Genomic DNA, 24904 nt, shown 5'->3' with positions numbered 1-24904 from the left:
ATCGGGTCCCAACGACTAAGCCGCGTCGACGCGAACGTTGACGTACGGATGTCGACTGCCGACGAGCAGATTCGGGTCAGCGATCGGGTGAAACGTCACCTCGAGCGTCGCCGGCGCGAGGGGGAGAGCTACAACGACGTCCTCGAGCGCATCCTCGAGGACGAAAGCGAACGAGACCTGCTCGCCGGGTTCGGACGGTGGTCGGACGATCACGCCGACCGCGTTCGTGAGGCCCGAACGAAACAAAAAGAGCAGTCGAAAGAGCGGATGCGTCGGCTGGACGAATGAAGGTACTCGACGCGAACTTTCTTATCGATTACCTGAATGGCGTCGACGCGACTGCCGACTACCTGCTCGCGAACGAAGACGAGCAGTTCGTCTTCCCGGCACCGGCCTACGCCGAGGTGCTGGTCGGGGAGGGTAACGCGCCCGACGGCGACGTCGCCGCGGCGGCAGCCGACCTCTCGTGGGGTGAGGTCTACGATATCGACGACGAAACCGCGGGTCTCGCAGGAGAAATCGCGGACGAGGTCGGGCATCAAGGGCCGTTTCTCACCGGGATGGACGCGCTCGTCGCCGCGGTCGGGCGCGAACTCGGCGCGCCGGTCGTCTCGGCTGACGGTGACCTCGTCCACGAGGAGACCAGGAAGGTGGTCGACGTCGAAGAGTACCGCGAGTGATCACCATACGGCGGTGACCCGTCGCGTCTAGAGTCCGAGGTCGTCGGCGTGGTCCTCGAGAATCTCCTCGAGCGTTCGATTCTTCTCTTCGAGTTCGTACCGGACCCGAACGATCGGGACGGAGACGTCGACCAGCCGCGAGAGGTCCGAGGGCGTCCCCGAGACGACGACGTCGGGATCGGCGCGTTCGATCGTTGCCTCGAGGTCGTCGATCTGTTCTCGGGAGTAGCCCATCGCGGGGAGGACGGGCTCGAGGTGGTCGTAGCGCTCGAGGATCGCCTGAATCGTGCCGACGGCGGCCGGCCCCGGATCGATAATCTCGGCTGCGTCGTGGTCGTTTGCGGCGATCCAGCCCGCTCCGTAGGGGGCGTCGCCGTGGGTGAGCGTCGGGCCGTCCTCGACGACGAGGACGCGCTGGCCCGCGATGGCGTCGCCGTTGGTCGAGATGACCGAGTCGGCGTGGACGATCTCCGCGTCGGGATTGTGCTCGCGGACGTTTGTCTCGACCTCCTGTATCCCCGATTCCTCGGCGGTGTTTTCCTTGTTGATGATCACGTAGTCCGCCAGCCGGAGGTTAGTCTCGCCGGGGTGGTACCGCCGTTCGGAGCCGGGTCGATGCGGGTCGGCGACGACGAAGTGGACGTCGGGTTCGTAGAACGGCAGTTCGTTGTTGCCGCCATCCCAGACGATGACGTCGGCTTCTGCCTCGGCGCGCTCGAGGATCGCCTCGTAGTCGACGCCCGCGTAGACGACGTGGCCCCGCTCGAGGTGGCCCTCGTACTCCTCGCGTTCCTCGATGGTGACGTCGGCGTCCTCGAGATCGTCGAACGAGGCGAACCGCTGGACACGCTGGGCCTCGAGGTCGCCGTAGGGCATCGGTTCGCGGACGACGACGACCGCGAGGCCGCGCTCGGAAAGCAGGTCCGCGAGTTTGCGTGCGGTCTGGGACTTGCCACAGCCGGTCCGGACCGCGTCGACGGCGACGACGGGCACCGACGCCTCGAGTGTCATCGCATCGGGACCGATCAGCCGGAAGTCAGCACCCGCGGCGAGCGCGCGGGAGGCCTGGTGCATGACGTGTTCGTGGGAGACGTCGGAGTAGGAAAAGACGACCTGATCGACGTCCTCGCGGTCGATCACGTCCTCGAGGTCCCCCTCGGAGTAGATGGGGATCCCGTCGGGATAGTTCTCGCCCGCGAGTGCGGGCGGGTAGTGCCGTTCAGGAAACTCCTCGAGTTCGCCGACGTTCTGGCTCTCGGTGTGGGTGAAGGCGACGACCTCGACGCCGTCGTCCTCCCGGAAGACGACGTTGAAGTCGTGGAAGTCCCGACCCGCTGCACCCATGATAAGGACTCGCGTCCGACTCATAGCCTTAACTCTCTCGCGATTGACAAAATACTATGGCAGAGCACACGTCGGACGCCGACCGAGTCGTCGTCGCTCTCGGCGGCAACGCTTTAGTCGAAGCCGATAGCTCGTGGACCTACGAGGACCAGCTCGCGGTTCTCGAGGAGACGGCGACCGAGCTCGCGGGGCTCCTCGAGGCAGGCACCGACCTCGTGCTCGTCCACGGTAACGGACCACAGGTCGGGAACCGCCTCCTCGAGCAGGAAGATGCGGAGACGCCCCGGCTTCCCCTCGACGTCCTCGTCGCCGGGACCCAGGCCGAGATCGGCTATCCGCTCGGGCAGGCCCTCGAGAGCGCTGCCTCCGGCGCGACCGTCGCCACGGTCCTCACCCGGATCGTCGTCGATCCAGAGGATTCAGCGTTCGAGGAGCCGACGAAACCCGTCGGCCCGTTCTACGACGAGGAGACGGCCGCGTCGAAACCCTTCGAGACCCGTCGGACGGGCAAAGGCGAGCGGCCGTACCGCCGGGTAGTCCCCTCGCCGGAGCCACTCGAGGTCGTCGAGCGGGAGACGATCGGCCGGCTTCTGGAACGCGAAGACGCCGTGATCTGTGCCGGCGGCGGTGGCGTTCCCGTTTCCCGCGGGGACGCCCTCGAGGGCGTCGAGGCGGTCGTCGACAAGGATTACACCGCCCGGTTGCTCGGGACCGAACTCGAGGCCGATACGCTCCTGTTCCTGACGGACGTCGAGTACGCCTACGCGGACTACGGCGGGCCAGATCAGCGGCCGCTGCGGGAGGTTGCCGTCGACGAACTCCGGACCCGCCTCGAGAACGACGAGTTTGCACCGGGAAGCATGGGCCCGAAAGTGAGGGCGTGCTGTCAGTTTCTCGAACGCGGCGGCGACCGAGCCGTGATCACCACGCCCGGCCGACTCGAGGCGGCGCTTGCCGGCGAGACCGGCACCCGGGTGAGACCCTAGCCCGTGCCGTCCGCGCGAACGGTGACGACCGGCATCGGTGCGTTGCGGACGACCTGTTCGGCGACGCTGCCGACGAGCACCCGATCGAGTCCCGTCCGTCCCTGAGTGCCCATGACGATCATGTCGACGTCGTTTCCGGTCGCGTACGCGACGATCTCCTCGTGTGGGACGCCTTCGCTTACGGTGGTGACGACGTCGACCCCGTCGTTTCGGGCCGTCCGTTCGACGCGTTCGACTGCGCGCTCGGCACGCTCTTCGAGCGCTGCGGGCGAGTCGTACGGACCCTCCGTGATCACCGACAGCGCGTGCAGGGTCGCCCCGAACCGGTCGGCGATCGTCGTTCCGTGCTCGATCGCCGGTTGCGTCCCGTCGCTGCCGTCCGTCGGGACGAGAACGTGTTCGTACATGACCGAGTCTACGGCCGACGACAATTATACCCTCGGTTGGTCGTGTTCAAACTGCCCGACTGCGTCTCATCGTTGCTCGAATGGATTCCGGTGAGAGCACGGATGGGTGATGCGAGAGCGAAACGGACCTCGCGGTCAGTCGTCGGCGGGTTCGAGGCCGACGTCGATCTCCGCGGCTGCAGCCTTGTACTCGGGAATCTTCGCCCGTTCGTCGAGCACGTCGTTCGTGAGACGGTTGGCGGAAGCGGCCGCGAAGTGCGGGGTCGTCCAGACGACGCCCTCTTTGATGTCTTCGGTGATCTGTGCCCGGACCGTGATCTCGCCCCGCCGAGATCGGAGCCGCACGTCGTCTCCGTCCTCGATGCCGTATCGCTTCGCGTCGTTGGGATGGACGTCGACGAAGTTCTCCGGCGTCTGACGGTTCAGCGTCGGCGACCGGGTGCTCATCGTCCCCGTGTTGTAGTGTTCCTCGAGGCGGGCCGTCGTCAGGACGAGCGGATACTCCTCGTCGGGCGTCTCGGCAGGGTCCTGGTGGCGGACGCCCTCGATGTGTCCCAGTCCGCTGTCGGTGTCGAACGAGTCCTCGTAGAGGTAGGGATCGCCCTCGTCGCCGGGCTCGTAGCAGGGCCAGTGAATACCCTCCTTGCCCAGCGCCTCGTAGGTCATTCCGTGATAGCTCGGACAGACCTGCCGGAGTTCCTCGAAGACCGCCTCGGGACCCTCGAAATCGAACCCCTCGCCGAAGAGACGAGTCCCGACTTCCGAGACGATCTCGAGGTCGTGTTTCGTGTTCTCGTGGACGTTTTCGACGCCGCGCATGCGCTGGACGCGCCGATCGGTGTTCGTCACCGTGCCGCCGCGTTCGGCCCAGCTCGTCGCCGGCAGGATCACGTCTGCGTACTCGGCCGTCTCGGTCGGGAAGATGTCCTGGACGACGACGAACTCCAGTTTCTCGAACCGTTCGGCGACGCGGTTGGCGTCGGGCTCGGACATGATGGGATTTTCGCCCATGACGTACAGTCCGTGGATCGACGTGCCGGACTCGTGGGAGATCTCGACGTTCGTCAGCCCGGGCTCGTCGGGGATCTCGAATCCCCAGACTGCCTCGACTGCCTCGCGTGCCTCGTCGTCGTCGACGAGCTGGTAGCCGGGGAGGACGTTCGGCATCGCGCCGACGTCACAGGTCCCCTGGACGTTGTTCTGGCCACGGAGCGGGTTGACCCCCGTGCCGGGCCGGCCGAGGTTGCCCGTGATCAGCGCCAGGTTGATCTCGTTTTGCACGTTGTCGACGCCGCTTGTATGCTGGCTCATCCCCATCCCCGTGAAGATGGCCGCGTTTTCGGCCGTGGCGTACGTCTCGGCAGCGCGTTCGATCTCCTCGAGAGGGACGCCACAGCTCTTGGCAGCCGCTTCCGTGTCGACGTCCTCGAGGGTCTCGACGAGGTGCTCGAAGCCCTCCGTTCGTTCGTCGATGAACTTCTCGTCGATCCAGTCGTTCTCGAGTACCGTCTTGAGGACGACGTTCAAGAGGGCGATGTCGGTGCCCGGCTTCAACTGGAGGTGCTGGTGACGGTCGGTCTCGTCGATCTTGAACGACCGCGTCGTCTTGTTCGCGTGCGGATCGACCTGGATGACGGTCGCACCCTCGAGGACGGCCTGGCGGAAGTACTGGCTGTTGGCGATCGGGTGTTGTTCGCCCGGATTCGCACCCTGGATCCAGAGTACGTCGGCTTCCGCTCGGAGATCGGCCATACTGTTCGTCATCGCCCCGGCACCGAGGCTCGTCCGCAGCGCCCAGACCGTCGAGGCGTGACACATCCGGGTGCAGTTGTCGACGTTGTTCGTCCCGTACCGACGGGCGAGTTTCTGCAGCAGGTAGTTCTCCTCGTTCATCACCTTCGAGGAGCCGTAAAACCCCATCGCGTCGGGGCCGTACACCTCGCGGATGCGTTCCATCTCCGAGACGATCCGCTCGTAGGCCTCTTCCCAGCTCGCCTCGCGCAGGCTGCCGTCGTCGTCTCTGATCTGGGGGTCGGTGAGCCGGTCCTCGTGGTCGACGACCTCGGTCGCCGCACCGCCTTTGATGCAGATGCGTCCCTCGTTGACCGGGGCATCGCCCCAGGGTCGGAACTGGACGTCGCCGGGCTCTTCACCCTGGTCGACCGTGATACCACAGCCGACGCCACAGTACGGACAGATCGTCTTGACGGGATCAGTATCGGACATACGTAGACGGGTGGGGAACGGGGAACCGCTCGCTCATCCGTGATAGACGGTCCCAACACACAATAACCTGTTCCCGAGCTGGAATCGCTTCCGACGACGGCGTCTCGAGCGCGACCGGTGCGTGAACTGGTCCGACAGCATGACGTTCTCAGGATAGTCAACTCACCGTCGAAACTTTTGCTCCGGCGTCTCAACACTAGTGATTATGTGTTCCCAGACTGCCGAAACCGAGCCGGCGTCGACCCAGGACCTGACGCGGATCAGTCTGGACGGGCTCACGAAACGGTACGGCGACATCACCGCCAACGACGACATCTCCGTCGACGTCGAGGCGGGCGAGATCTTCGGCTATCTCGGGCCGAACGGGGCAGGCAAGACGACGACCATTCGGCTGTTGCTCGGGCTCATCAAGCCGACGTCGGGTACTGGGGAAATACTCGGTGCGGACATCCGGAACCGACGGGCGCTCACCGAGGCGAAAGCTAACATCGGGTATCTGCCGGACACGCTCGGCTTCGAGGAACGACTCACCGGCCGCGAGGTGCTCGATTACTTCGCCCGGATGCGCGGCGACGAACGACGAGACGAGTTACTGGAACTGTTTCGTCCACCGCTCGATCAACGAATCGAGACGTACTCGGCAGGGAACAAACGGATGCTCGGGATCGTCCAGGCGTTCATGCACGATCCGGATCTCGCCATTTTGGACGAACCGACGGCCGGTCTCGACCCGCTCAAACAGGACCGGATGCACCTCTTTCTCGAGGAGGAACGCGACGCCGGCAAGACAATTTTCTTCTCCTCACACATCCTCAGCGAAGTCCAGCGCGTCTGCGATCGCGTGGGGATCATCCGGGACGGAGAGCTGGTCGCTCTCGAGGACATCGAGGACCTGCTCGAACGGGGCGGAAAGGACGTTCGGGTGCAGTTTACCGAGCCGGTCGACGAACGACAGTTTACGACGGCTGAGATGATCGACCTCGAGACCGTCGACAGGACAGTTCGATTCACCTACACCGGCGACCCTGCCGCGTTGCTAGAGCACCTCGTGGAGTTCGAAGTAGAAGACGTCGACATCGGAGACCCGCAGCTCGACGACATCTTCAAACACTACTACGGGGACGACTCCTCCGCGGGGACAGAATGACGGCTATCCTTCGTACCGAGTCGGGGAAACATCTCCGTGGCACGCTGGCTCTGACCGGCCTGCTCATCTTGCTCGCGGCGATCCTTCTCGTCGTGTTCCCGAGCATTCAGGAGGAAGCGGAGGTGTTCGAAGAGGTGTATCCGGAGTATCTCCTCGCCCTCTTAGGAATCGAAGAGCTACACTCGATCGAGGGCTTCGTCGGGGGCTACATCTTCCCGTTCACCTGGGTACTCATCGCCGGGATCTACGTCGCGTACGTCAGCGCCGGTATGATCTCGAGAGACGTCCGCACGCGCCGGATGGATCTCCTCCTCTCGAATCCGGTCTCTCGCGAGTCGGTCGTCCTCCAGAAGGTCGCCGCCCTGTGGGTCCCTCTGGTCGCGCTGAACGTCGGGCTGTTCGTCGCGCTCTTCGTCGGCGTACAGCTCCTTGAGGAGTCGATCGACGTCGTCGCGCTCGCGATGGCGCACCTGCTCGGCGTCCCCTACCTGTTGGTCTGTGCCGGAATCGGTATCGTCCTCTCCGTTGTCATCGACCGGGTCGAAACCGCCCAGGCTGTCGCCCTGGGGCTGGTCTTCGTCCTCTGGCTGGTCGACGGGCTCTCCAAAATGGATCCCGACTTCGAGTGGGTCGGTGAGGCCACGCCGAGTCGATACTACGATCCGTCGGCGATCCTCGTTCACGAGGAGTACGCCCTCGCCGACGCCGGGATTCTCCTGGCGGCGTTTCTCGTCCTGTTGGGCGTCGCCGTCCTCGTTTTCACACGGAGGGATCTGTCGTGACGGCGATTCTCCGAATCGAGTCCAGAAAGCGAGTCCGTGGTTCGGTCGTGCTGGTCAGTGTGTTCGCCCTGCTTTCGGTCCTCTACTTCTCGATGTTTCCCGGCGTTCAAGAGGAGATGGAAGTGGTCGCGGACGCGTTCCCGGAGTACATGTTCGACCTGTTCGGAATCGAAGAGTTACATACGATCGAGGGGTTCATCGCTGCCGAGCTCTACTCGTTCTTCTGGGTTCTCTTACTCGGGATCTACTTCGCGTACGTCGGTGCCGGATTGATCGCAAAAGACGTCGACGAGCGAAAGATGGATCTCACCCTCTCGAATCCGATCTCTCGCGAGTCGGTCGTCCTCCAGAAGGTTGCCGCCCTGTGGGTCCCCCTGATCACGTTGAACGTCGCGATCCCGGTCATCGTCTACGTCGGGGCGATCCTCATCGGCGAGTCGTTCAACCCCGTTGCACTCACGATGGTGCACCTGCTTTCGATCCCGTACCTGCTAGTCTGTGCCGGAATCGGACTCGTCCTCTCCGTCACCATCGATCGGGTGCGAACTGCCAGAGTGACGGCCCTGACGCTTGTGATCGTCCTCTGGTTGATCGACGGCATCTCCAGAGTGGTCGACGACTACGAGTGGGTCGGCACGTTCACGCCGAGTCGGTACTACGAGGAGACGGACATTCTCGTCCACGAAGAGTACGCCGTCGGCGACGCCGGGTTGTTGTTCGTGGTATTTCTCGCGTTACTGGCCATTGCCACAGTCATCTTTACACGCCGAGATATCTGAGGTGCCGGCCGTCGTCTCGCCGCGGTGTACCGTCACGACGCGACGAACGAAGGGCCGGACTATATGCAAATAGAAGCCGTATTACCGGATAATGTCACCGAGACGACGTGAACTGCTCGAGATCGCAGGTGTAACGGCGACGGCGGCCGCCGTCGGAACGACGGGCTGGCTCACAGTCGCCACACAGGAGGAAGTCAACGGCGAGCTCCCGGCGTACAGTCGCTGGCTCACGCTCGAGGAGACGCTCACGTTCACCTACGTCGACTGGGAGTCGATCGGAGAAGACGTCGAAGAAGAACTCGAGGACGCAGCAGACGAAGCCGACGCGGAGGTTCCGACGGAGTACGAAGACGATCCGATGATCGCGCCCGTCTCGGAGGAGCTGATCTCGGTGTATTTCTTCGTCGGTCTCGACCTCGCCCAGTACAGGCTCGGCAGGCTCCTCGAGGACGACGCGTTCGAATCGACCGTCGAGGAGCTACTCCGGACCGACGAGGCGTTGATCGCGTCCGGCGCGATCGTACCCGAGGAGATCGACGACGAACTCACCGCTGAACCGCCACTCGAATTCATCAGACAGATGGAACGGACGGCCGAGATCGACACGTACGACGTCTACACGCCGGTCGACGCCGACGTCGACGCTGCGTTCGCCGTCGACAGCGACGCGGTCGTGTTCGTCGACGGCGAGGACGTCGCAGACGATCCGGTAGCGGTACTCGAGACGACCATCGGTACCGCCGAGGGCGACGGCGATCGGGCGACGGACGACTCCGAGGCGTTCGCGTGGCTCCTCGAGACCGCCGGTCGCGGCGACGTCGCCGTCGGTCAGTACGGCGGCCCGTTCGACGCCGACGAACTCGTCCATCCGGCGTTCGAGGACGTCGGAGATGCCGAGGGAATCGTCGCGTCGCTCACCGCCGAAGACGAGGAGACGTCCGCCGGCGACTTCGCGGCGATCGTCGACGACCCGGACGAGGACGAACTCGAGGGGGTGCTCGGCGTCGCCGGACCGGTGCTCGAGCGGTCGGTAGACGTCGACGGCGATCGCGTAGTCGCGACGGCGACGTGGCAAGAAGAGGACTGGACCGATAGTTGATAGACGTCTCGACGCCGCTCTCGGGCGGTCGTGGTCGGTATTCGACCGAGCTGTGTTTTCGTGTTTTCCCGTCGGCTGTGCGTCAGTTCCGGAGCAACCGCGAACCGTCTTTCGACTGTACCGGGAGGCGGCTCCAACCGGCACGATCACACGTCGCAGTCACACCCTCCCTGGTCGATCAGCTCGTCGACGGCGTAGTCCTGACCGCAGTCTTCACAGACGATGCGGGCGTTGACGAACACCTCGTAGTCGCGGTCGGTGAGCAGATCGGCGTTTGCGAGTTCCTCGATCGTCGACTCGGTGACGACCTGACTCCGGTTGAGCAGTCGTTGAATGGTCTCTTTTTTCCGTTCGGCCCGGTCCTCGTCGTTGCGCTCGAGTTTGGCCTCCCGGACGTCGGTGAGGTAGGTGTGGATCGCCTGGTGGGTAACGAAGTCCGAGAGGACCTCGTCGACGTCGACGCCCGCTCGCTCGAGGTCGCGACGCTTTCGGATGGTGTCCGATTCGGAGACGTCGTCGTCGGTTAGCGTGCGGTAGGCGCTTTCGACGTCGGATTCGATCGTCGACTCGCCCGCCTCCTGAAGCGCCGCCCGGAGAACGGCGACGTTGAACTCCGTCGCGAGGTCACGTAAACTCGTCCGCTCGTCCCCGTTGCCGAGCCACTTCCGCTCGAGTCGGTCGCCCCATCCCTCGAGGTCGTACTCGTCGATGACGCGTGCGACCTTCGATCGGGACAGGGATCGGTCGTCGGTCATACGATGGTCTTTCGGGGTGTGGGTAACAAGTGTTGTCAATCGGTTCTGTCGGTGTCGGCTCCGGTTGCCACCCCAGTGGCGTCGCGATCTCGGCCAGACACTCACCGTCTGCCGTACTCGACGAAGGCGAAGCCGTCTCGCTCGTCGCGGTCGCGTTCCTCCCACTCCTTCCGGTCCCATGCCGGGAAGTGCGTATCTCCTTCGGGACTGTCGTGGACTTCGGTCACGATCAGCCGGTCGACGGCGGGGAGAAACGTCTCGTAGACGGTCGCGCCGCCCGCGACGAAGATGCGGTCGACGTCGTGGCGGTTCCTGGCCGCCCGTTCGGCCGCCTCGAGCGCGCTCGCTGGATCGTCTGCCACGCGGACGTCGTCGGGCGTCTCGAGATCCTGGCGCGTGAGCACGACCGTCGTCCGGTCGGGCAGGGGCTCGCCCAGGGTCTCGAGGATGCTCTCGTAGGTGACTCGCCCCATGATCACGGGATGGCCCGTCGTCTGTCGTTTGAAGTGTGTGAGGTCCGCGGGGATGTGCCAGGGCATCTCTCCGTCGCGGCCGATGACGCCGTTTTCGGCGACGGCGACGATGGCCACGAGTTCGCAGTCGGTCTCTAAGTCGGGCGTCGCCCCGTCGTCGCTCTCTCTCGTCATTCGGCCACCGAGAACTGGATGCCGTCGTGTGACTCGTACTCGCGTAGCTCGACGTCGTCCGCCGAGAGCTCGTCGATCGTGACGTCGGCGACGTCGAGGGTCGGCCGCTCGAGTGGCTCCCGGGAGAGTTGCTCGAGCAGGCCGGGGACGTGATCGAGCCGGTCGTCGCCGTCGGCCTCGGGTGGGGCCTCGGCCTCGAGCCACTCGCGAACGTCGCGAAACCCTTCGCGGTCGTCGACGTCGGCGAGTCGGGACTGCAGGATCTCGAGGTTGTCGGCGTACCACTCGCCGCGTGTGCCCCGGCCACAGTAGACGTGAGCGTCGACGAGCGTGTGGGCGAACGTCCCGGGCTCGAGACCGGTCTGCTGGGCGACGACCGTCGTCAGCAGCGAGTAAGCCGCGATGTTGAAGGGGACGCCCAGCGCGATATCGGCGGAGCGCTGGGTGAGGTGACAGTGCAGGCGGCCGCCCTGGACGTTGAAGACGAACGTGTAGTGACACGGCGGCAGCGTCGAGACGGCGGCGTTTGCGGGGTGCCAGGCGTTGACGACGAGCCGACGGGAGTTCGGACTGTCCGAGAGGCCGTCGACCACGTACTGGAGCTGGTCGAAGGTTCGCCGGCCGTCGTCCTCCTCGTTCACCCACCGGTGGGCGTCCTCGGGCCAGGACTCGCCCGCGAGTCGTGCGTCGTCCTCGGGAATCGGGTACCGACGCCAGAAGCGGCCGTAGGCGGTGTCAAGCCGTCCCTCGTCGTCGGCCCAGGCGTCCCAGATTCCTGTCTCTTCGCTGAGATTGCGGACGTGTTCCTCGCCGGAGAGATACCAGCAGATCTCGTGGATCATCGAGTTCCACCGGTAGCCGTCCATCCGCTTGGTCGTCAAAAGCGGGTATCCCTCCCCGAGGTCGACCTCGTAGTGCTGGCTGAACGACGAGACGGTGTCGATGCCGGTTCGGTTGGGTTTGTAGGTGCCCGTCCCGAGGACCGACTCGACGAGCTCGAGGTACTGGCGCATGCGGTGGCCTTCCCACTGTGGCCCCAACTACCTTTCGAGGATGGCTCGAACCGTGGGCCACGAACGTCTCGCTGAACGCAAGACGGCCGGAATGAGCAGTGCGGATTCTTCGTCCCGCGATGGGTGGGGTACACGAAGCTCACTCGCACGGACCGCTGTACGTCGTTACAGCAGACCGTATCACTCCTGGACGACGACCGTACCGGCCATCGATGGAACGTGAGGGGTACAGACGTAGACGTACTCTCCGGGAACCTCGAAGGTGTGTTCAAACTCCGTCCCCGGATCGTCTACCATCAGGTGGTTATCGCCGTCGTAGGACGTGAACGGCTCTGCACCCTCTGGATTCTCGGTCTGATCTGCGGCGTCGGGGTGAGACGTCACGTTGTGTCCCGGGCTATCGAAGTACCAGGTGACGGTTTCACCGACGTCAACCGTGATCTCCTCGGGGTCGAATATCCAGGCACCATCCGGACCGACGACGACGAAGTTTTCCTCTTCGCTACCGGCTATCGACTCGTCGTCGGCATCAGCATCGTCGTCCACGTCCGAGTCGTCGGCATCGGCGTCGTCGTCCACGTCCGAGTCGTCGGCACCAGCGTCGTCGTTCCCGTCGATACATCCTGCAAGCCCGATCGACCCTATCAGGGCTGCACACTGCAAACACGTTCTTCGAGTATGTGTATCATGTGACATTCTAACACATTTGTATTCTCTGTGTAGACCGTCAATAACGGTGTAGTATGCGGATACTCTTTCCGGTACACCATTGCAATCTTCGTAATTAGGACAAAACCCAAAATTTTGCTGCTTCCACTGGGCAGGTTTGGTTGATGCCCATAATTAGTGTAGTTACCACAATATTAATCAATACTGGCCGTCATCTGTCGGAGACGAGTGTGGTAGTACTCAACAATGGTCTCACGCAGCGGGAAAGGTCACCCATGACTGGATCCCTCGACCCGAAATGACGCCTGGTATCCTCGATCCCGGTTCGGTGTCGCGTCGAGCGTACCTCAAATCAGCCGTAGCTGCCGGTGGGTCCGTCGGACTTGCGGCATGTGTCGACCGCTTCGACTCCAACGGCGGCCTCGAGGACGTCCCACAGGGTGATCCCGAAACCGTTCCGTCCCGACAGCACGCCTGGAACGAGTTTCTGCCGACCGACGACCACGGCAACGTCCGGCCGCCACGACACCACGTGCTCGGCTACGTCGACCTCGCCGACGGCGTCGACCCTGAGGAGACACAGGAGCCGTTCGCCGACGCGCTCGCGGACCTCGAGCAGGCCTTCGAGTGGAGCAACGAGGGACTGCTGTTCACCGTGGGCTACTCCCCGTCGTACTTCGACCGGTTCGACGCCGACCTCCCCGACGCGGTCGACCTGCCGGCACCCGAGTCGCTGAGCGACCTCGAGGAACCGGAGCTCGATCGGACGGACCTGCTGATTCACCTGGCGAGTGATCGACCCGACGCCGTGATCGAAGCCGAGGAGGCGCTCGTAGGCGACGCAGAGACGGCGAACGGCCAGGAAGTGACCGACGTGACCGACCTCCTCGAGCGCGTCGACCGCCGGACGGGCTTCGTTGGGGCCGGACTCCCGCAGGAGAACCGCGACGTCTCCGGCGTGCCCGACGACGCGCCGATTCCCGAGGAGGCACCGCTTTTCATGGGCTTCATGAACGGCTTCCGGGAGGCCCAGGCGAGTGAGGACCGCGTCACGATCGAGGAGGGCCCCTTCGAGGGGGCGACGACCGAACACGTCTCGACGATCGAGTTCCAGCTCCGGGACTGGTGGCACCAGGAGAACCACTTCCAGCGGGTGGCGAAGATGTTCAGCCCCACGCACGCGGACGACGATCTCGTCGGCGAACACGGCGAGCGGTTCGACTCGGATCCGCGGGTGGCCGAAGTCGCCGAGGACGTCCTCGAGACAGCAAGCCAGCGGGGGGTCGTCGGCCACGCCCAGAAGGCCGCCAGCGCCCGCGTGGACGGCGAACCGATCCTCCTCCGGCGGGATTTCGATTCGACGGACGACGACCGCGCGGGGTTGCACTTTCTCTCGCTCCAGCGCGAGATTGCCGACTTCGTGCGCGTCCGGGAGGCGATCACCGGTGCGGCGCTCGCCGACGAGACCTCGGTCGGTCGGCGCGTGAACAACGGCATCCTCCAGTACTTCTTCGTCCGGCGACGCGCGAACGCGTTGGTTCCGCCGCGACCGCTCCGTTCGTTCCCACGACCAGATCCATGACCCGAAAGCGACCCACGACAGACGCTCGAGGTACCGACCGACGAGTTGGACGACGCCACCTCCTGTCGGCCGCCGGCGTTGCAGGCGCGGCCGTACTGGCCGGCTGTGCCGGCGGTGACGACGAGACCGACGACGGCGAGCCGGAAGATGACGACGACGATGACGACGACGAACCGTCCGAACCGACCGTCGCCCCGGAACTTCCGCAGGTCGAGGATCCGCCCGACGCGGTGTACGTTCCGACTCACTTCGAGGCGATGCGACACTTAGAACCCGTCTCCGCGGGTGAGTACGAACTCGTCCCGATGGTGACCTACCCCCACCAGTTCTGGAACGTGACCGGCGAGGAAGTCGAGGTCGCCGAGGTCGCCGACGACGACGACGTCCACCTGATGGTGACCGTCCGCGATCCCGAGACCGAGATGATCGTTCCCGTCGAGACCGGCCTCGAGCTCAGCGTCGGGCCCGAGGGCGAGCCGGGCGACACCTACGCCCCGTGGCCGATGATCTCCCAGGAGATGGGCTTTCACGTCGGCAACAACGTCCCCCTCGGCGAAGACGGCACCTACGAAGCCGAGGTTCGTGTCGGCTCGATCGACGCGCGCACGACCGGCGAGTTCGACGGCCGATTCGAGGAGGCCGGCGAGGGCTCGTTCACCTTCGAGTTCGACGACGAGTTCCGCGAGGAGGTCGTCGGCGGCGTCGTCTACCTCGAGGAAGAGGAGTGGGGTCGAGAGGGGGCACTCGAGAACCACGTCGCGGCCATGGACCACGATCATCACGACCACGGAGACAACGACGACCACGGAGACAACGACGACCACGGAGACAACGACGACCACGGAGACAACGACGACCACGGAGACAACGACGACCACGGAGACAACGACGACCGGGAACTGTGGGAGGAGACCGAGGACAACAACCGATACGGCACCTTCTCGCGCGGCCCCGACGAGGGCGAGACCCCGCCCGCGATGGAACTGCCGGGCGAGTTGCAGGGGACGCCCACCACCGGCGACGCCGTGCTCGCGACGACGCTCTTAGCGCCCGGCTCCAGACTCGTCGACGACGAGGAGTACTATCTCGCAGTGTCGACCCGGACGCCGTACAACCGCTCGATCCTGCCGATGATGGGACTGTCCTACCGCCTCGAGGACGACGGCGACGTCCTCGCGGAGGGCTCGCTGACCGAGACGCTCGATCACGAACTCGGCTACCACTACGGCGTGGCGCTCGATGAGGCACCCGACGGCGGCGAACTCATCCTCGAGGTGGATACCGCGCCACAGGTTTCGCGACACGCGGGCTACGAGACGGCGTTCGTCGAGATGCCCCCGGTGACAATCGAGTTGACACCGCCATGATCGACCGCGAGGGAGACGGCGCGGTCGTCGTGGTCGTCGCCACGTTGCTGGCCGCCGGACTGGTGGCCGCGGGGCCACTCGCTGGAACGGCCGCGGCGGGAGACGCGCCGGAAGTCATCGAGTTCGGGGACGACGAGATCGAGGCCGAGCCGGGCGAGGAGATCGAAGTCGACGTTCTGTTGCGCGCCGACGGCCGGACGACCACCGACGCCGTCGAGCGAATCGAGTTCCGGTTGGACTACCAGCCCGACCACCTCGAGGTCGTCGAACTTCAGCCCGGTCCGTTCCTCGAACTCGGCGAGGAGACGACCGTCGAGTCTGAGGCGTTCCACGACGACGAGCAGGGAGTCGCCGAGTTACACATGTGGCGCGATCCGGTCGCCGGCGGTGCCGAGGGCGACGGTCAACTTGCGACGGTCGTCCTCGAGGTCGCCGAGGACGCCCCGACGTCGACGATCGTCGTCGATACGGAGAACACCGAGATCGAACTGACCGAAGAGTGGCCACCGTTCGTCTTCTCGGGTGACCTCGAGGTCCACGTCGACGGCGGCGGCGACGTCCTCGAGCCGGACCTCGAGGACGACGCGCCGGACGAAGACGACAGGGAGACGCTCGAGGACGATTCGGACGGTACGGACGATGAGACGACCGCCGACGGCGACGACGGGTCCGCAGACGAAGACGGCACTGATGACGAGCCGGCCGACGACGACAGTGACGCCCTGGCTCCCGCACTCGTGACCGTGCTGGCACTCGCGGCAGTTCTTCTGATCGCCGCTTACAGGGCGGCCTGACATCTCGGAAATGATTCCCCACATATCTCTTGTATAATAGTGACACAAAAGCACACAATCCATCTGGGTGAAGATGTGACAGCAAGCTATAATACTGCGTTTTAGTCGATAAAAACGACCTTGTCCCTCTATCGAGTAATACCCGACAATCATTTTCGTGAATATAGTTTACACATCCCAAGGATTTATGTAGTGGACGTTCGAATATTGTACCATGTCTACACGACACACGCGGAGGCGGTTCATCCAGGCCGGAACAGTTGCAGGAGCACTCGCGCTCGCGGGGTGTGTTGGGGACGATACAGCCGACGACGAACCGGCCGAAACGGCTCGGGACTACGAAGTCTGGCTCACCGACCAGGGGACCGACACGGTCCACATCCTCGAAGAAGACCCCGACGCCGATCCGATCGGGTACGAGGAGGTCGACCAGATCGACGTCGGCGAGGTCCACGGTACCGACATCGTCGGCCCGCACCTGATCGACTTCACGAGCGACTGGGAGTACGCGGTGTCGGCAGACACCGGTGCCGGCACGCTCACGATCTACGACGCCGATTCCCGGGAGATCGTCGAGACAGTCGAGACCGGTCCCGGGACGCACATGGGTGGTGTCCGGGCCTACAGTGCGATGCTCGAGGGCGAAGAACGAAACGACGAGCGGATCATCGTCGACGTCATCAACGACGCGGCGATCCGGGAGGTCGAGGCCGACTGGGAGAACTACGAGTTCGAGATCGTCGACGAGATCGACTTCATGGAACACGAGGAACTCCAGGAGGGACCGATGCCCAATCCCCAGCCGATCTGTCACGACATCACCCAGGACGGCTCGATGTCGTATCATACGGTCGGAGCCGGGATCGACGACGCAGCAGTCGTGCGAGTCGACATCGAGGCCTTCGAGATCGACGAGGTGATCATGCCCGACGAACTCCGGGCAAACTGTGGCGTGATCAGACAGCCGGGGACGAACCGGTTCTGGTTCACCGGCGGCGCACCGTCGAGCCACGAGTCCGGTGGCGTCGGCCAGTGGTACGTCTACGACGCCGACGACCAGGAAGTGATCGCAAGCGGCAGCAGCGGCGGCTTCGACGCCCACGGGATCTGGTTCGGTCCGACCTTCGAGGACGTCGACGACATCTCCGAGGCCTGGGTGTTCAACCGCGAGACGAACGACGCGGTCGTCATCGACACCGAAGAGCTCACCGTCATCGACTACGTCGAAGAAACCGGCACCGCGCCGGACATCGTCGCCGGCACGCCCGGAAACGACTACATGCTGGCGAGTCTCCGGGGTCCGGAACCGCAATCGGGCGACCCACACGCCTCAACCGGCGACACACCCGGCATGTCGATCATCGACCCTGAAACGAGAGAAATACTCGACATCGTCGAGCCAAACCCGATCGACGAGAGCGACATGCACGCTGCCAACGTGCGGCTCCTGTAACGGGACAACCGACGAACGCTGTTTTGGAGACCGCCGTGTGCGAATCAGAGCAACCGCCTCGAGTCGACGTCGACGCCGCGCTCGAGCAGTCCGATCGTGTAGATGTTCGGTTCCAGAACGCGTCGCGACAGTACCGTGCTGAGGAGACAGGCGATCGCGAGCGGGCCCACGATCCGGACGTCACCCGTCAACTCGTAGACGATGACGATGGCGGTCAGCGGAGCGTGGGCGGCACCGGCGAACACCGCACCCATGCCGACGGCAGCGTAGGTGGTAGGATCACCGACGACCGCCGGGAACGCGTCCTCGAGGACCGTTCCGTAGGCACTTCCCATCATCGCTCCGATGAAAAGCGCCGGCGCGAAGATCCCACCAGAGCCGCCGCTACCGAGGGTGAGACTCGTCGCGACGATCTTTGCGACGCCGAACGCGAGCACGACCTCGAGAGGGAACGCACCCACGAGGGCATCCTGGATCACCGGATAGCCCGTCGCGTGGACCTGTGGGGCCGAGAGCGCGAGAACGCCCAGACCCAATCCGCCCAGCGCCGGCTTCGTGGCGTCACCGACCGGGAGCCGCTCGAAGGCGTCTTCGACGGCGTACAGCGCGTTCGTATACGTCAGTGCGACGACCGCACCGACGAGGCCGAGACCCGCGTATGCGACCGCTTCCCAGTAGCTCACCACCTCGATCGCCGGCACCGAAAAGATGGGGTCGGGGAGCCCGACGACGACGTTCGCCGTCACTGTCCCGACCACGGAGGCGACCGCGATCGCCGGTATCGACTCCCTCGTGACCCTCCCGAGGAGCACTTCCCACCCGAAGATCATCCCGCCCAGCGGGGCGTTGAACGTGCCGCCGATGCCGGCGGCTGCGCCGGCCGACAGCAACACCTTCGTCTTCGATTCCGAGAGTTCGAGTCGCCGTCCCACGACGGAGCCGAACGTCCCGCCGATCTGGACGATCGGTCCCTCGCGGCCGGTCGCCCCACCGGAGCCGATACAGATCGCCGACGCGACCGCCTTCGCCGGAGCGATCCGGACGGGGATCACGCCGTCCCGTCGGTCCATCGCCTCGAGGACTTCAGGCACGCCATGGCCACTCACCTGCTCGCCGCCGTACACGATGATCAGTCCGACGAGTGCGCCGCCAATGGCGGGCGCGAGCACGCGGTAGTACCAGGGGAGGGCGACGACCGATTCCACGAGCACGTCCTGTGAGTGGGCTCCGAAAAAGAGGAACGTAACGACGAGAATCATATATCGGAACGCCGCCGCACCGAGCCCGCCGACCACGCCGACGACGACCGCGAGGACGATCAACCGTCCCGCGAAGGGCGTCTCGAACCGACGGACGATCCGGTCACCGTACCTGGCGAGTGCGGCAAAGATGAGACGGAAGGACACCACGCTAACGTGGGGTACCGTCCAGCGACGGGATGGATCGTCCGTCGACCAGTCTCATTCCCGTGGCGCGTCGTCGAGTTCGAGGTCGACGTTTCGCTGTGCGAACCGCTCGGGATCGTCGAGCACGTAGTCGTGGAATCCCCAGATGCTCACTTCGGCGTCTTTGATCTCGTCCTCGTAGGGGTGGAGCCCGCTGGTCAGCCACGTCCAGTCGACTTGTCCAGGGTACATACAGGGGATCGTGTACGTCTCGATCTCGTCCCAGTCGGGTTCGTCCTCGAACGTCTCGGCGACGAGCGTCGCCTCCTCGACGGGGTCGCCCTCCTCGTCCTCGGGCGGCTCGGGATCGGTTTCGAGTCCGAGCAGGTACGGGTAACCGACGTGGTGCCACCGCTCTTCGGACCCCCAGTGGACCGCCGGCGTCCACTCGTAGACCTCGCCGGGCTCGAGCGGGACGTCGCCGTCGTAGCCCGTCTCGAGCGCCCGTCGCATCTCGACGGTCCAGATGCCGTCGTCCCACTCGCCGCGGGCCTCCCAGACGGCCTCGCCCTCGGTCGGCTCCTGGAGGACGCGTCTGGGGACCACCGCACCCTCGAACGCCGCGACGTCGGAGTCGAACTCGACCATGTGCTCCTCTTCGAGCCAGTAGACGTCGTCCTGAGGATCGATCTCGCCGTCCTCGACGTCGTCGATCTCGAGTGCCCCGTCGTCGACGACGTCGGGGTCGAACATGTACTCGGGGCCGTCGTCTTCGTCCCACTCCTGGCTGTCGTAGGTGTCCTCGCCCTCGATGGCTCCGTGGCGGTGCTCGAGGACGAAGTGGTTGGTCGCGTAGCCGACGGGATTGCTCCGGTGACCGCGCCAGATCGGCAGGTCGAGGAACTCACCCTCGGCGAGCATCTCCTCGAGTTCCTCCTGTGGGCGGACGGCGTCCCAGTCGTGTTCCCACCACTCGCCCTCCCGGGACTGGGGGATGAACTTCCGGACGTCGTCCTGGCCGAGTTCCTCGCCGAGGTGGGGGTGTTCTTCGACGTCTTCGCCTTCGACCGCACCCGGCAGCGAGCGAACGCCCAGCATCGCGGTCAGCCAGCCGCCGTACTCCGCGAACCCCTGGACGCTGCCGTCGCCCAGCAGGAACGAGATCCGATCCTCGGTAAAGCCCTCGTGCCACTCGGTCGCGCCGTAGTCGGGGTCGGCGACGTCGGGATTCGGAGCGTCGAGTTCGCGCCACTGGCCGTCCTCGTAGACGAGCATGTCGTGGTACCAGCCGTAGGGCTCCGGCGAGTCGAACTGGAACCGGAAGCGAATCTCCTCGTCGTCGTGGGCGATCTGGGTCTCGAGAGGGACGACCAGTTCCTCGGGGATCCAGTCGACCTGCATCGTCTCGAGGTCGGTGTAGTCGAGGTACTCTTCGCGTTCTGGGTCGGGCTCGTCGGGGTCGTCGTCCGGCTCGAGGTCGTCGTCCGGATCGTCGTCCTCGAGCAGCTCGGCACAGCCGGCGAGTGCGGCGAGTCCGCTCGCGCCGACGGCCGAGAGAAACCGCCGGCGAAGCCGGTCCGGTACGCCGTCGGGGAAGGTGTACTCGGGGTCGTCGCTCCGTCGCTCGCTGTCGTCGACGCCGTCCATGGGGCCGCCCTACACCGGACGAGGGTATGAAGCCTACACCCACGTTCGCGGCAGGTGATCTGTCGCTGACGACCGGCTCCGTGGCGGTCCGCGACCGTCAGCGCTCGATCCGGCACCGATCGTCGTACGCGAGGTCCTCGACCGACTCGACACCGTCGGGGCCACAGACGGGACAGTCGGGAGCCGGCTCGAGCGCCGTCTTCGTAAGCGTCGCGTCCGTCGCGTCGTACCGGAGCAGGTGGTCGTCGAGCACCGTCCCGTACTCGAGCAGGAGTTTGAGGACCTCTGTCGCCTGGAGACAGCCGATCGCGCCGGGAAGCGTTGGGAAAATTCCCATCGGTTCGTCGGAGGGGACGGCCCCGGGATCGGGTGCCTCGGGGAGGAGACACCGGTAGCAGGGACCACCGGGACGGAACGCCATCGTCTGGCCCTCGAGGCCGTAGACCGCGCCGTGGACGAACGGCGTCTCCTGGAGGCGGGCGACGTCGTTGCACACGAACCGGCCGGGAAAGTGGTCGAGGCCGTCGACGACGACGTCGTAGTCCTCGAGCAGCGACGGGGCAGTCCCGGGCTCGACCCGATCGGGATGGGTCTCGACCGTGACGTCGGGATTCAAGAGCTCGACGGAGCGAGCCGCGCTGTCGACCTTTCGATCCTCGAGGTCGTCGACGCCGTGGAGGACCTGTCGCTGAAGGTTCGAGCGTGTCACGCACCCGTCGTCGGCGACGCCGATGGTGCCGACGCCGGCTGCCGCCAGGTACTGGATGACTGCCGAGCCGAGCCCGCCAGCACCGACGACGAGGACACGACTCGAGAGCAGCCGCGTCTGGTCGGCGTCGTCGAAGCCCTCGAGCATGAGCTGTCGGGAGTAGCGGTCGCGCTGACGTGAATCGAGCGCACTGCTCATGTGGTGGGTCCACCCCGAAGGCGAATAAGCGTTGGAGTCCGGTTCCGTCGATCGAACGGCTTTTGGAACGGGGCCGGGTACGATCACCCGATGGACGTACTGATCGTCGGCGCGGGCGAGATGGGTCGCTGGTTCGGGGACGCGATCGCCACTGAGTCGTCGGTCGCGTTCACGGACGTCGACGCGGCCGCCGCCGAGGTCGCCGCCGAGGCCGTCGACGGTCGCGCCGTCTCCCTCGAGACCGACGAACGCTTCGAGGCGGTCTGTCTGGCCGTCCCGATGACCGCCGTCGAGGCGGCGATCGAAGCCCACGCCCACAAATCGAGGACGGCCACGCTCGACGTCTCGGGCGTGATGGAACCAGCGCTCGAGGCGATGGCTGCTCACGCCCCCGACCGCGAACGGGTGAGTCTCCACCCGCTTTTCGCCCCCGAGCGCGCGCCGGGATCGATCGCCGTCGTCCGGGACGAGCCCGGCCCCGTCTCGGCGAACATCCTCGAGACGCTCCGAGAGCGGGGAAACGAGATGATCGAGACGACCGCAACGGAACACGACGAGGCGATGGAGTCGGTGCAGGCGGCCGCCCACACCGCCGTCCTCTCCTTTGCGCTGGCAGCCGAGACCGTGCCGGAGGGGTTCGAGACGCCGATCTACGAGGGGCTCCGGGAGCTCGCGGAGCAGGTGACCGACGGCACGCCGCGTGTGTACGCGGACATCCAGGGAGCGTTCGACGGCGCGGACGACGTCGCGGCGGCCGCGGCTAGAATCGCCGAGGCCGACCCCGCCGAGTTCGAGTCGCTGTACCGGGACGCCCGGGACCGGTGGCACGCGGGTGATCGAGAGTGAGCGATCGTCGCGAAGCCGTCCGCGAGAACGCGAAGTACCTCCGACAGGTCCGCCCGATCGATCCCGAGGAGGTAAGCGAGTACGTCGAGGGCAGGCCCCACCCGGCAGTCGTCAGACAGCTTCTCCGCGAGGAAGCGCCGGATCTGGGGCTGGTCGAGACCGACGACGACACCTTCGTCCCCGTCGAGGACGAGCCCATCCCGCCGCGGCGCGAACCCGTCGAACGGCTCCCCGACCGCTACGCCGACCGCCTCGAGGAGCTGCTCGCGGACCGCTACGGACCGAACTGGAACGAAGGGGCCTCCGGCGACCTGTTGCGGTCGGTCGTCCGCCGGTTCAAGGCCCGTTACCTCGAGGGTCGCCCGGTCGAGTACGACGAGGACACCGCCGCCGGCTACGCGATCTACCACCTCCCGCCGTACTACGCCGCCGTCCAGTACGCACTCGAGGACCTCGCCGAGCGCGAACTGCTGGGCCGGGACCTCCGCGTGCTCGACGTCGGCGCCGGCGTCGGCGGCCCCGCGCTCGGACTCGCCGACTCCCTCCCCGCGGACGCGCTCGTGGAGTACCACGCCATCGAGCCAAGCGCGGCCGCGGACGTCCTCGAGGAGCTGCTCGCCGAGACCGGCCGGAACGTCCACCCGACGGTCCACCGGACGACCGCGGAGACGTTCGATCCTGCCGACGTCGACGGTGAGGGGTTCGACCTCGTCCTCATGTGTAACGTCCTCAGCGAACTCGAGGATCCCGAAGCCGTCCTGCGGTCGTATCTCGAGGCACTCGCTCCCGACGGCACCGTGCTCGCGATGGCACCCGCGGACAAGCACACGAGCATCGGCCTGCGCGACCTCGAGCGGGCGGTCGAGGGCGAGCGGGTCGCACCCGTGGGCGCGTGTGGTGGCGACGGCGAACGAGACGCAGACGCCGGTGACGACGAGAGCAGCGCCGGCGAGGTCACTGTCTACAGCCCCGCCGTCCGGCTCTGGCCCGGCGAGACGCCGTCGGATCGAGGCTGGTCGTTCGACGTTCGACCCGATCTCGAGACGCCGCCGTTCCAGCGTCGCCTCGACGAGGCTGCGAGCGACGACGATCACGATCCCGGCGAGTTCAGAAACGTCGACGTCCAGTTTTCCTACTCGATCCTCCGGCTGGACGGACGTCGGCGGGTCGAGCTCGAACTCGAGACGAGCCGATGGGCGAAGATGGCCGAGATGGATCGTCACGTCACGAACCGGATCGACCTCGTCGCGGCGAAGCTCAGCCGCTCGCTCTCGGAGGGCGAGGACGCCAACCCGCTGTTCAAGGTAAGCGATGGCAGCGAGGACGTCGACCACTACGCCGTCTGCACAAAGGAGACGGCGCTCAACCGGGCGCTGCTCGAGGCCGACTACGGTGAGGTCTGTTCGTTCGAGTCCGTCCTGGCGCTGTGGAACGACGACGAGAGAGCCTACAACCTCGTCGTCGACGAGGAGACGGTCGTCGACCGGATCACGTAAGAACGCGGGGCCGTCGGGCCCTGCCGATCAGGACAGCCCGGAGGGATACTCACCCGTCTTCCGGTACTGGGAGACGACCGCGGCGAACGCGGCAATCTGGAGCGCGACGACAAGAACGAGTGTGATCAGGTACAGCCAGTGGAGCGGATCGTCGGACGGGAACCCAGGTCGGTGATACGCCCTGTCGTAGATGTGGACGGCGAGAAGCCAGAAGATCACGTACGCACCGACGGTCTGGTGCCACTTCCATGCTTTCCCGCCCATGTAATCGTAGGCCTGGTTGTTCGAGGTGGCCGCGAGTCCGACTGCGATGATCACGGCTACGAGCGAGCCAAAAGCCCACGGGCTCATGTCTGCCAGGTAGCCGACGACGTCCCAGTCTCTCGCCTGGAACACGAAGAGCAGGTGAACGACGCCCCAGATCGCAAACCAGATCCCCAGTTCCGATCGCCAGTTCACCGGGAAGTTCCCCGAGAACCGGCGTCTGATACCGGGCCAGAGCCTCATCGTCGGCCCGATACTCATCACCAGGACCAGGAGAAACCACGGGACTGCCCCCACGACCCGCTGTTCGTGGTATCCCACCAACCACAGTAATGCAGCGAAGACGACGCTTCCGACGCCGACAGCCAGATGGTGGGTGAGTTCGTTGTTCGTATCTGTCGTCATGTCTTCTCTGTCGTATCGTTCGTTCCTGTCCGTTAAAATTCTAAAGGGCACAACGATAGCGTGAGAAGCGGCCGAGCAACGGTGAAGCGATGACCTGGAAACTATCGAAACGCTATCATTCATGACCGACAGTATGACCCCGTCATTATCGTGGATCGTGGACCCTGGTACAACTGGGGCTTGACGACCTCGGTCGCTGGGTCAAAACCTCCACGGCCTTCCAC

The 24904-nt window shown here is 65.2% G+C and carries 23 protein-coding genes and 1 pseudogene; 13 read left to right on the top strand and 11 right to left on the bottom strand.

Annotated features, from left to right (window positions below; all coding sequences use genetic code 11):
- Positions 1-48: 48 nt before the first annotated feature.
- A complete protein-coding gene (locus QQ977_RS13300) occupies positions 49-288 on the top strand; it encodes an antitoxin VapB family protein (protein ID WP_285926258.1) in 240 nt (79 codons plus the stop codon).
- Positions 285-680, top strand: a complete 396-nt coding sequence (locus QQ977_RS13295; protein WP_285926257.1) for a PIN domain-containing protein — start codon at positions 285-287, stop codon at positions 678-680. The genes QQ977_RS13300 and QQ977_RS13295 overlap by 4 nt, the downstream gene beginning before the upstream one ends.
- A gap of 27 nt (positions 681-707) precedes the next feature.
- On the opposite strand, the gene QQ977_RS13290 is transcribed toward QQ977_RS13295, so the two are convergent.
- Positions 708-2048 carry a cyclic 2,3-diphosphoglycerate synthase gene (locus QQ977_RS13290; RefSeq protein WP_285926256.1) on the bottom strand — a complete coding sequence of 447 codons (1341 nt, stop codon included), beginning with the start codon at positions 2046-2048 and terminating at the stop codon, positions 708-710.
- 32 nt (positions 2049-2080) lie between these two features.
- Here QQ977_RS13290 and QQ977_RS13285 point away from each other — a divergent pair, with 32 nt between their 5' ends.
- Positions 2081-3010: a carbamate kinase gene (locus tag QQ977_RS13285; RefSeq protein ID WP_285926255.1), complete on the top strand. Its 930-nt coding sequence runs from the start codon at positions 2081-2083 to the stop codon at positions 3008-3010.
- 14 nt (positions 3011-3024) lie between these two features.
- Here QQ977_RS13285 and QQ977_RS13280 read toward each other — a convergent pair.
- Both QQ977_RS13280 and fdhF read right to left on the bottom strand, forming a co-directional pair.
- Positions 3025-3417: pseudogene (locus tag QQ977_RS13280) on the bottom strand (universal stress protein); the annotation flags it as partial.
- 135 nt (positions 3418-3552) lie between these two features.
- Positions 3553-5643, bottom strand: coding sequence for a formate dehydrogenase subunit alpha (gene fdhF, locus QQ977_RS13275; RefSeq protein WP_285926254.1), 2091 nt, complete (start codon positions 5641-5643; stop codon positions 3553-3555).
- A gap of 205 nt (positions 5644-5848) precedes the next feature.
- Here fdhF and QQ977_RS13270 point away from each other — a divergent pair, with 205 nt between their 5' ends.
- The 4 genes from QQ977_RS13270 (at position 5849) to QQ977_RS13255 (ending at position 9450) form a co-directional block, all read left to right on the top strand.
- Positions 5849-6790 carry an ABC transporter ATP-binding protein gene (locus QQ977_RS13270; RefSeq protein WP_285926253.1) on the top strand — a complete coding sequence of 314 codons (942 nt, stop codon included), beginning with the start codon at positions 5849-5851 and terminating at the stop codon, positions 6788-6790.
- Complete coding sequence (locus tag QQ977_RS13265) at positions 6787-7572, top strand: ABC transporter permease (protein WP_285926252.1); 786 nt, start codon at positions 6787-6789, stop codon at positions 7570-7572. The genes QQ977_RS13270 and QQ977_RS13265 overlap by 4 nt, the downstream gene beginning before the upstream one ends.
- Entirely contained in the window at positions 7569-8351 is a 783-nt protein-coding gene (locus tag QQ977_RS13260) for an ABC transporter permease subunit (protein WP_285926251.1), read from the top strand. The genes QQ977_RS13265 and QQ977_RS13260 overlap by 4 nt, the downstream gene beginning before the upstream one ends.
- A gap of 91 nt (positions 8352-8442) precedes the next feature.
- The gene (locus tag QQ977_RS13255; protein ID WP_285926250.1) at positions 8443-9450 is read left to right on the top strand and encodes a hypothetical protein; all 1008 of its coding nucleotides are present in this window, start codon (positions 8443-8445) and stop codon (positions 9448-9450) included.
- Positions 9451-9596: 146 nt separating this feature from the next.
- Here the strand turns inward: QQ977_RS13255 and rdfA are convergent, their stop codons facing one another.
- The 4 genes from rdfA to QQ977_RS13235 all read right to left on the bottom strand — a co-directional run bounded on the left by rdfA (position 9597) and on the right by QQ977_RS13235 (position 12528).
- Entirely contained in the window at positions 9597-10205 is a 609-nt protein-coding gene (gene rdfA, locus QQ977_RS13250) for a rod-determining factor RdfA (RefSeq protein WP_285926249.1), read from the bottom strand.
- Positions 10206-10306: 101 nt separating this feature from the next.
- A complete protein-coding gene (locus tag QQ977_RS13245; protein WP_285926248.1) occupies positions 10307-10852 on the bottom strand; it encodes a dihydrofolate reductase in 546 nt (181 codons plus the stop codon).
- Positions 10849-11865 carry a thymidylate synthase gene (gene thyA, locus QQ977_RS13240; RefSeq protein WP_285926247.1) on the bottom strand — a complete coding sequence of 339 codons (1017 nt, stop codon included), beginning with the start codon at positions 11863-11865 and terminating at the stop codon, positions 10849-10851. Before thyA ends, QQ977_RS13245 begins: the two co-directional genes overlap by 4 nt.
- Positions 11866-12045: 180 nt before the next feature.
- Positions 12046-12528 (bottom strand): cupredoxin domain-containing protein, encoded by a 483-nt coding sequence (locus QQ977_RS13235; RefSeq protein WP_285926246.1) that lies wholly within the window; start codon positions 12526-12528, stop codon positions 12046-12048.
- Between the two features lie 304 nt (positions 12529-12832).
- Between QQ977_RS13235 and QQ977_RS13230 the strand changes: the two genes are divergently transcribed.
- The 4 genes from QQ977_RS13230 (at position 12833) to QQ977_RS13215 (ending at position 17730) form a co-directional block, all read left to right on the top strand.
- The gene (locus tag QQ977_RS13230) at positions 12833-14116 is read left to right on the top strand and encodes a DUF7405 family protein (protein ID WP_285926245.1); all 1284 of its coding nucleotides are present in this window, start codon (positions 12833-12835) and stop codon (positions 14114-14116) included.
- The gene (locus QQ977_RS13225) at positions 14113-15483 is read left to right on the top strand and encodes a DUF7350 domain-containing protein (RefSeq protein ID WP_285926244.1); all 1371 of its coding nucleotides are present in this window, start codon (positions 14113-14115) and stop codon (positions 15481-15483) included. Before QQ977_RS13230 ends, QQ977_RS13225 begins: the two co-directional genes overlap by 4 nt.
- Positions 15480-16277, top strand: a complete 798-nt coding sequence (locus tag QQ977_RS13220; RefSeq protein ID WP_285926243.1) for a cohesin domain-containing protein — start codon at positions 15480-15482, stop codon at positions 16275-16277. The genes QQ977_RS13225 and QQ977_RS13220 overlap by 4 nt, the downstream gene beginning before the upstream one ends.
- A 214-nt stretch (positions 16278-16491) precedes the next feature.
- Positions 16492-17730, top strand: coding sequence for a YncE family protein (locus QQ977_RS13215; protein ID WP_285926242.1), 1239 nt, complete (start codon positions 16492-16494; stop codon positions 17728-17730).
- 44 nt (positions 17731-17774) lie between these two features.
- On the opposite strand, the gene QQ977_RS13210 is transcribed toward QQ977_RS13215, so the two are convergent.
- The 3 genes from QQ977_RS13210 to QQ977_RS13200 form a co-directional block, all read right to left on the bottom strand.
- On the bottom strand, positions 17775-19139 hold the full coding sequence (locus tag QQ977_RS13210) for a chloride channel protein (protein ID WP_285926241.1): 1365 nt from the start codon (positions 19137-19139) through the stop codon (positions 17775-17777).
- 51 nt (positions 19140-19190) lie between these two features.
- Positions 19191-20762 carry an ethylbenzene dehydrogenase-related protein gene (locus tag QQ977_RS13205; protein WP_285926240.1) on the bottom strand — a complete coding sequence of 524 codons (1572 nt, stop codon included), beginning with the start codon at positions 20760-20762 and terminating at the stop codon, positions 19191-19193.
- A 97-nt stretch (positions 20763-20859) separates the two neighbouring features.
- On the bottom strand, positions 20860-21669 hold the full coding sequence (locus QQ977_RS13200) for a HesA/MoeB/ThiF family protein (RefSeq protein ID WP_285926239.1): 810 nt from the start codon (positions 21667-21669) through the stop codon (positions 20860-20862).
- 90 nt (positions 21670-21759) lie between these two features.
- Between QQ977_RS13200 and QQ977_RS13195 the strand changes: the two genes are divergently transcribed.
- Both QQ977_RS13195 and QQ977_RS13190 read left to right on the top strand, forming a co-directional pair.
- Entirely contained in the window at positions 21760-22515 is a 756-nt protein-coding gene (locus QQ977_RS13195) for a prephenate dehydrogenase/arogenate dehydrogenase family protein (protein WP_285926238.1), read from the top strand.
- Positions 22512-24011 (top strand): small ribosomal subunit Rsm22 family protein, encoded by a 1500-nt coding sequence (locus QQ977_RS13190; protein ID WP_285926237.1) that lies wholly within the window; start codon positions 22512-22514, stop codon positions 24009-24011. The genes QQ977_RS13195 and QQ977_RS13190 overlap by 4 nt, the downstream gene beginning before the upstream one ends.
- A 27-nt stretch (positions 24012-24038) precedes the next feature.
- On the opposite strand, the gene QQ977_RS13185 is transcribed toward QQ977_RS13190, so the two are convergent.
- Positions 24039-24680: a hypothetical protein gene (locus tag QQ977_RS13185; RefSeq protein WP_285926236.1), complete on the bottom strand. Its 642-nt coding sequence runs from the start codon at positions 24678-24680 to the stop codon at positions 24039-24041.
- Positions 24681-24904: the final 224 nt, after the last annotated feature.

The organism is Natrialbaceae archaeon AArc-T1-2 (assembly GCF_030273315.1).
In the GTDB taxonomy this organism is placed as follows: domain Archaea; phylum Halobacteriota; class Halobacteria; order Halobacteriales; family Natrialbaceae; genus Tc-Br11-E2g1.
This window is presented reverse-complemented; position numbering and strand designations above follow the sequence as displayed.

What these genes read in the sequence shown, in the direction of transcription:
- QQ977_RS13300 (WP_285926258.1), top strand. Translation starts at nt 49, where the DNA reads ATGTCGACTGCCGACGAGCAGATTCGGGTCAGCGATCGGGTGAAACGT.
- QQ977_RS13295 (WP_285926257.1), top strand. Translation starts at nt 285, where the DNA reads ATGAAGGTACTCGACGCGAACTTTCTTATCGATTACCTGAATGGCGTC.
- QQ977_RS13290 (WP_285926256.1), bottom strand. Translation starts at nt 2,048, where the DNA reads ATGAGTCGGACGCGAGTCCTTATCATGGGTGCAGCGGGTCGGGACTTC.
- QQ977_RS13285 (WP_285926255.1), top strand. Translation starts at nt 2,081, where the DNA reads ATGGCAGAGCACACGTCGGACGCCGACCGAGTCGTCGTCGCTCTCGGC.
- fdhF (WP_285926254.1), bottom strand. Translation starts at nt 5,643, where the DNA reads ATGTCCGATACTGATCCCGTCAAGACGATCTGTCCGTACTGTGGCGTC.
- QQ977_RS13270 (WP_285926253.1), top strand. Translation starts at nt 5,849, where the DNA reads ATGTGTTCCCAGACTGCCGAAACCGAGCCGGCGTCGACCCAGGACCTG.
- QQ977_RS13265 (WP_285926252.1), top strand. Translation starts at nt 6,787, where the DNA reads ATGACGGCTATCCTTCGTACCGAGTCGGGGAAACATCTCCGTGGCACG.
- QQ977_RS13255 (WP_285926250.1), top strand. Translation starts at nt 8,443, where the DNA reads ATGTCACCGAGACGACGTGAACTGCTCGAGATCGCAGGTGTAACGGCG.
- rdfA (WP_285926249.1), bottom strand. Translation starts at nt 10,205, where the DNA reads ATGACCGACGACCGATCCCTGTCCCGATCGAAGGTCGCACGCGTCATC.
- QQ977_RS13245 (WP_285926248.1), bottom strand. Translation starts at nt 10,852, where the DNA reads ATGACGAGAGAGAGCGACGACGGGGCGACGCCCGACTTAGAGACCGAC.
- thyA (WP_285926247.1), bottom strand. Translation starts at nt 11,865, where the DNA reads ATGCGCCAGTACCTCGAGCTCGTCGAGTCGGTCCTCGGGACGGGCACC.
- QQ977_RS13230 (WP_285926245.1), top strand. Translation starts at nt 12,833, where the DNA reads ATGACGCCTGGTATCCTCGATCCCGGTTCGGTGTCGCGTCGAGCGTAC.
- QQ977_RS13225 (WP_285926244.1), top strand. Translation starts at nt 14,113, where the DNA reads ATGACCCGAAAGCGACCCACGACAGACGCTCGAGGTACCGACCGACGA.
- QQ977_RS13220 (WP_285926243.1), top strand. Translation starts at nt 15,480, where the DNA reads ATGATCGACCGCGAGGGAGACGGCGCGGTCGTCGTGGTCGTCGCCACG.
- QQ977_RS13215 (WP_285926242.1), top strand. Translation starts at nt 16,492, where the DNA reads ATGTCTACACGACACACGCGGAGGCGGTTCATCCAGGCCGGAACAGTT.
- QQ977_RS13205 (WP_285926240.1), bottom strand. Translation starts at nt 20,762, where the DNA reads ATGGACGGCGTCGACGACAGCGAGCGACGGAGCGACGACCCCGAGTAC.
- QQ977_RS13200 (WP_285926239.1), bottom strand. Translation starts at nt 21,669, where the DNA reads ATGAGCAGTGCGCTCGATTCACGTCAGCGCGACCGCTACTCCCGACAG.
- QQ977_RS13195 (WP_285926238.1), top strand. Translation starts at nt 21,760, where the DNA reads ATGGACGTACTGATCGTCGGCGCGGGCGAGATGGGTCGCTGGTTCGGG.
- QQ977_RS13185 (WP_285926236.1), bottom strand. Translation starts at nt 24,680, where the DNA reads ATGACGACAGATACGAACAACGAACTCACCCACCATCTGGCTGTCGGC.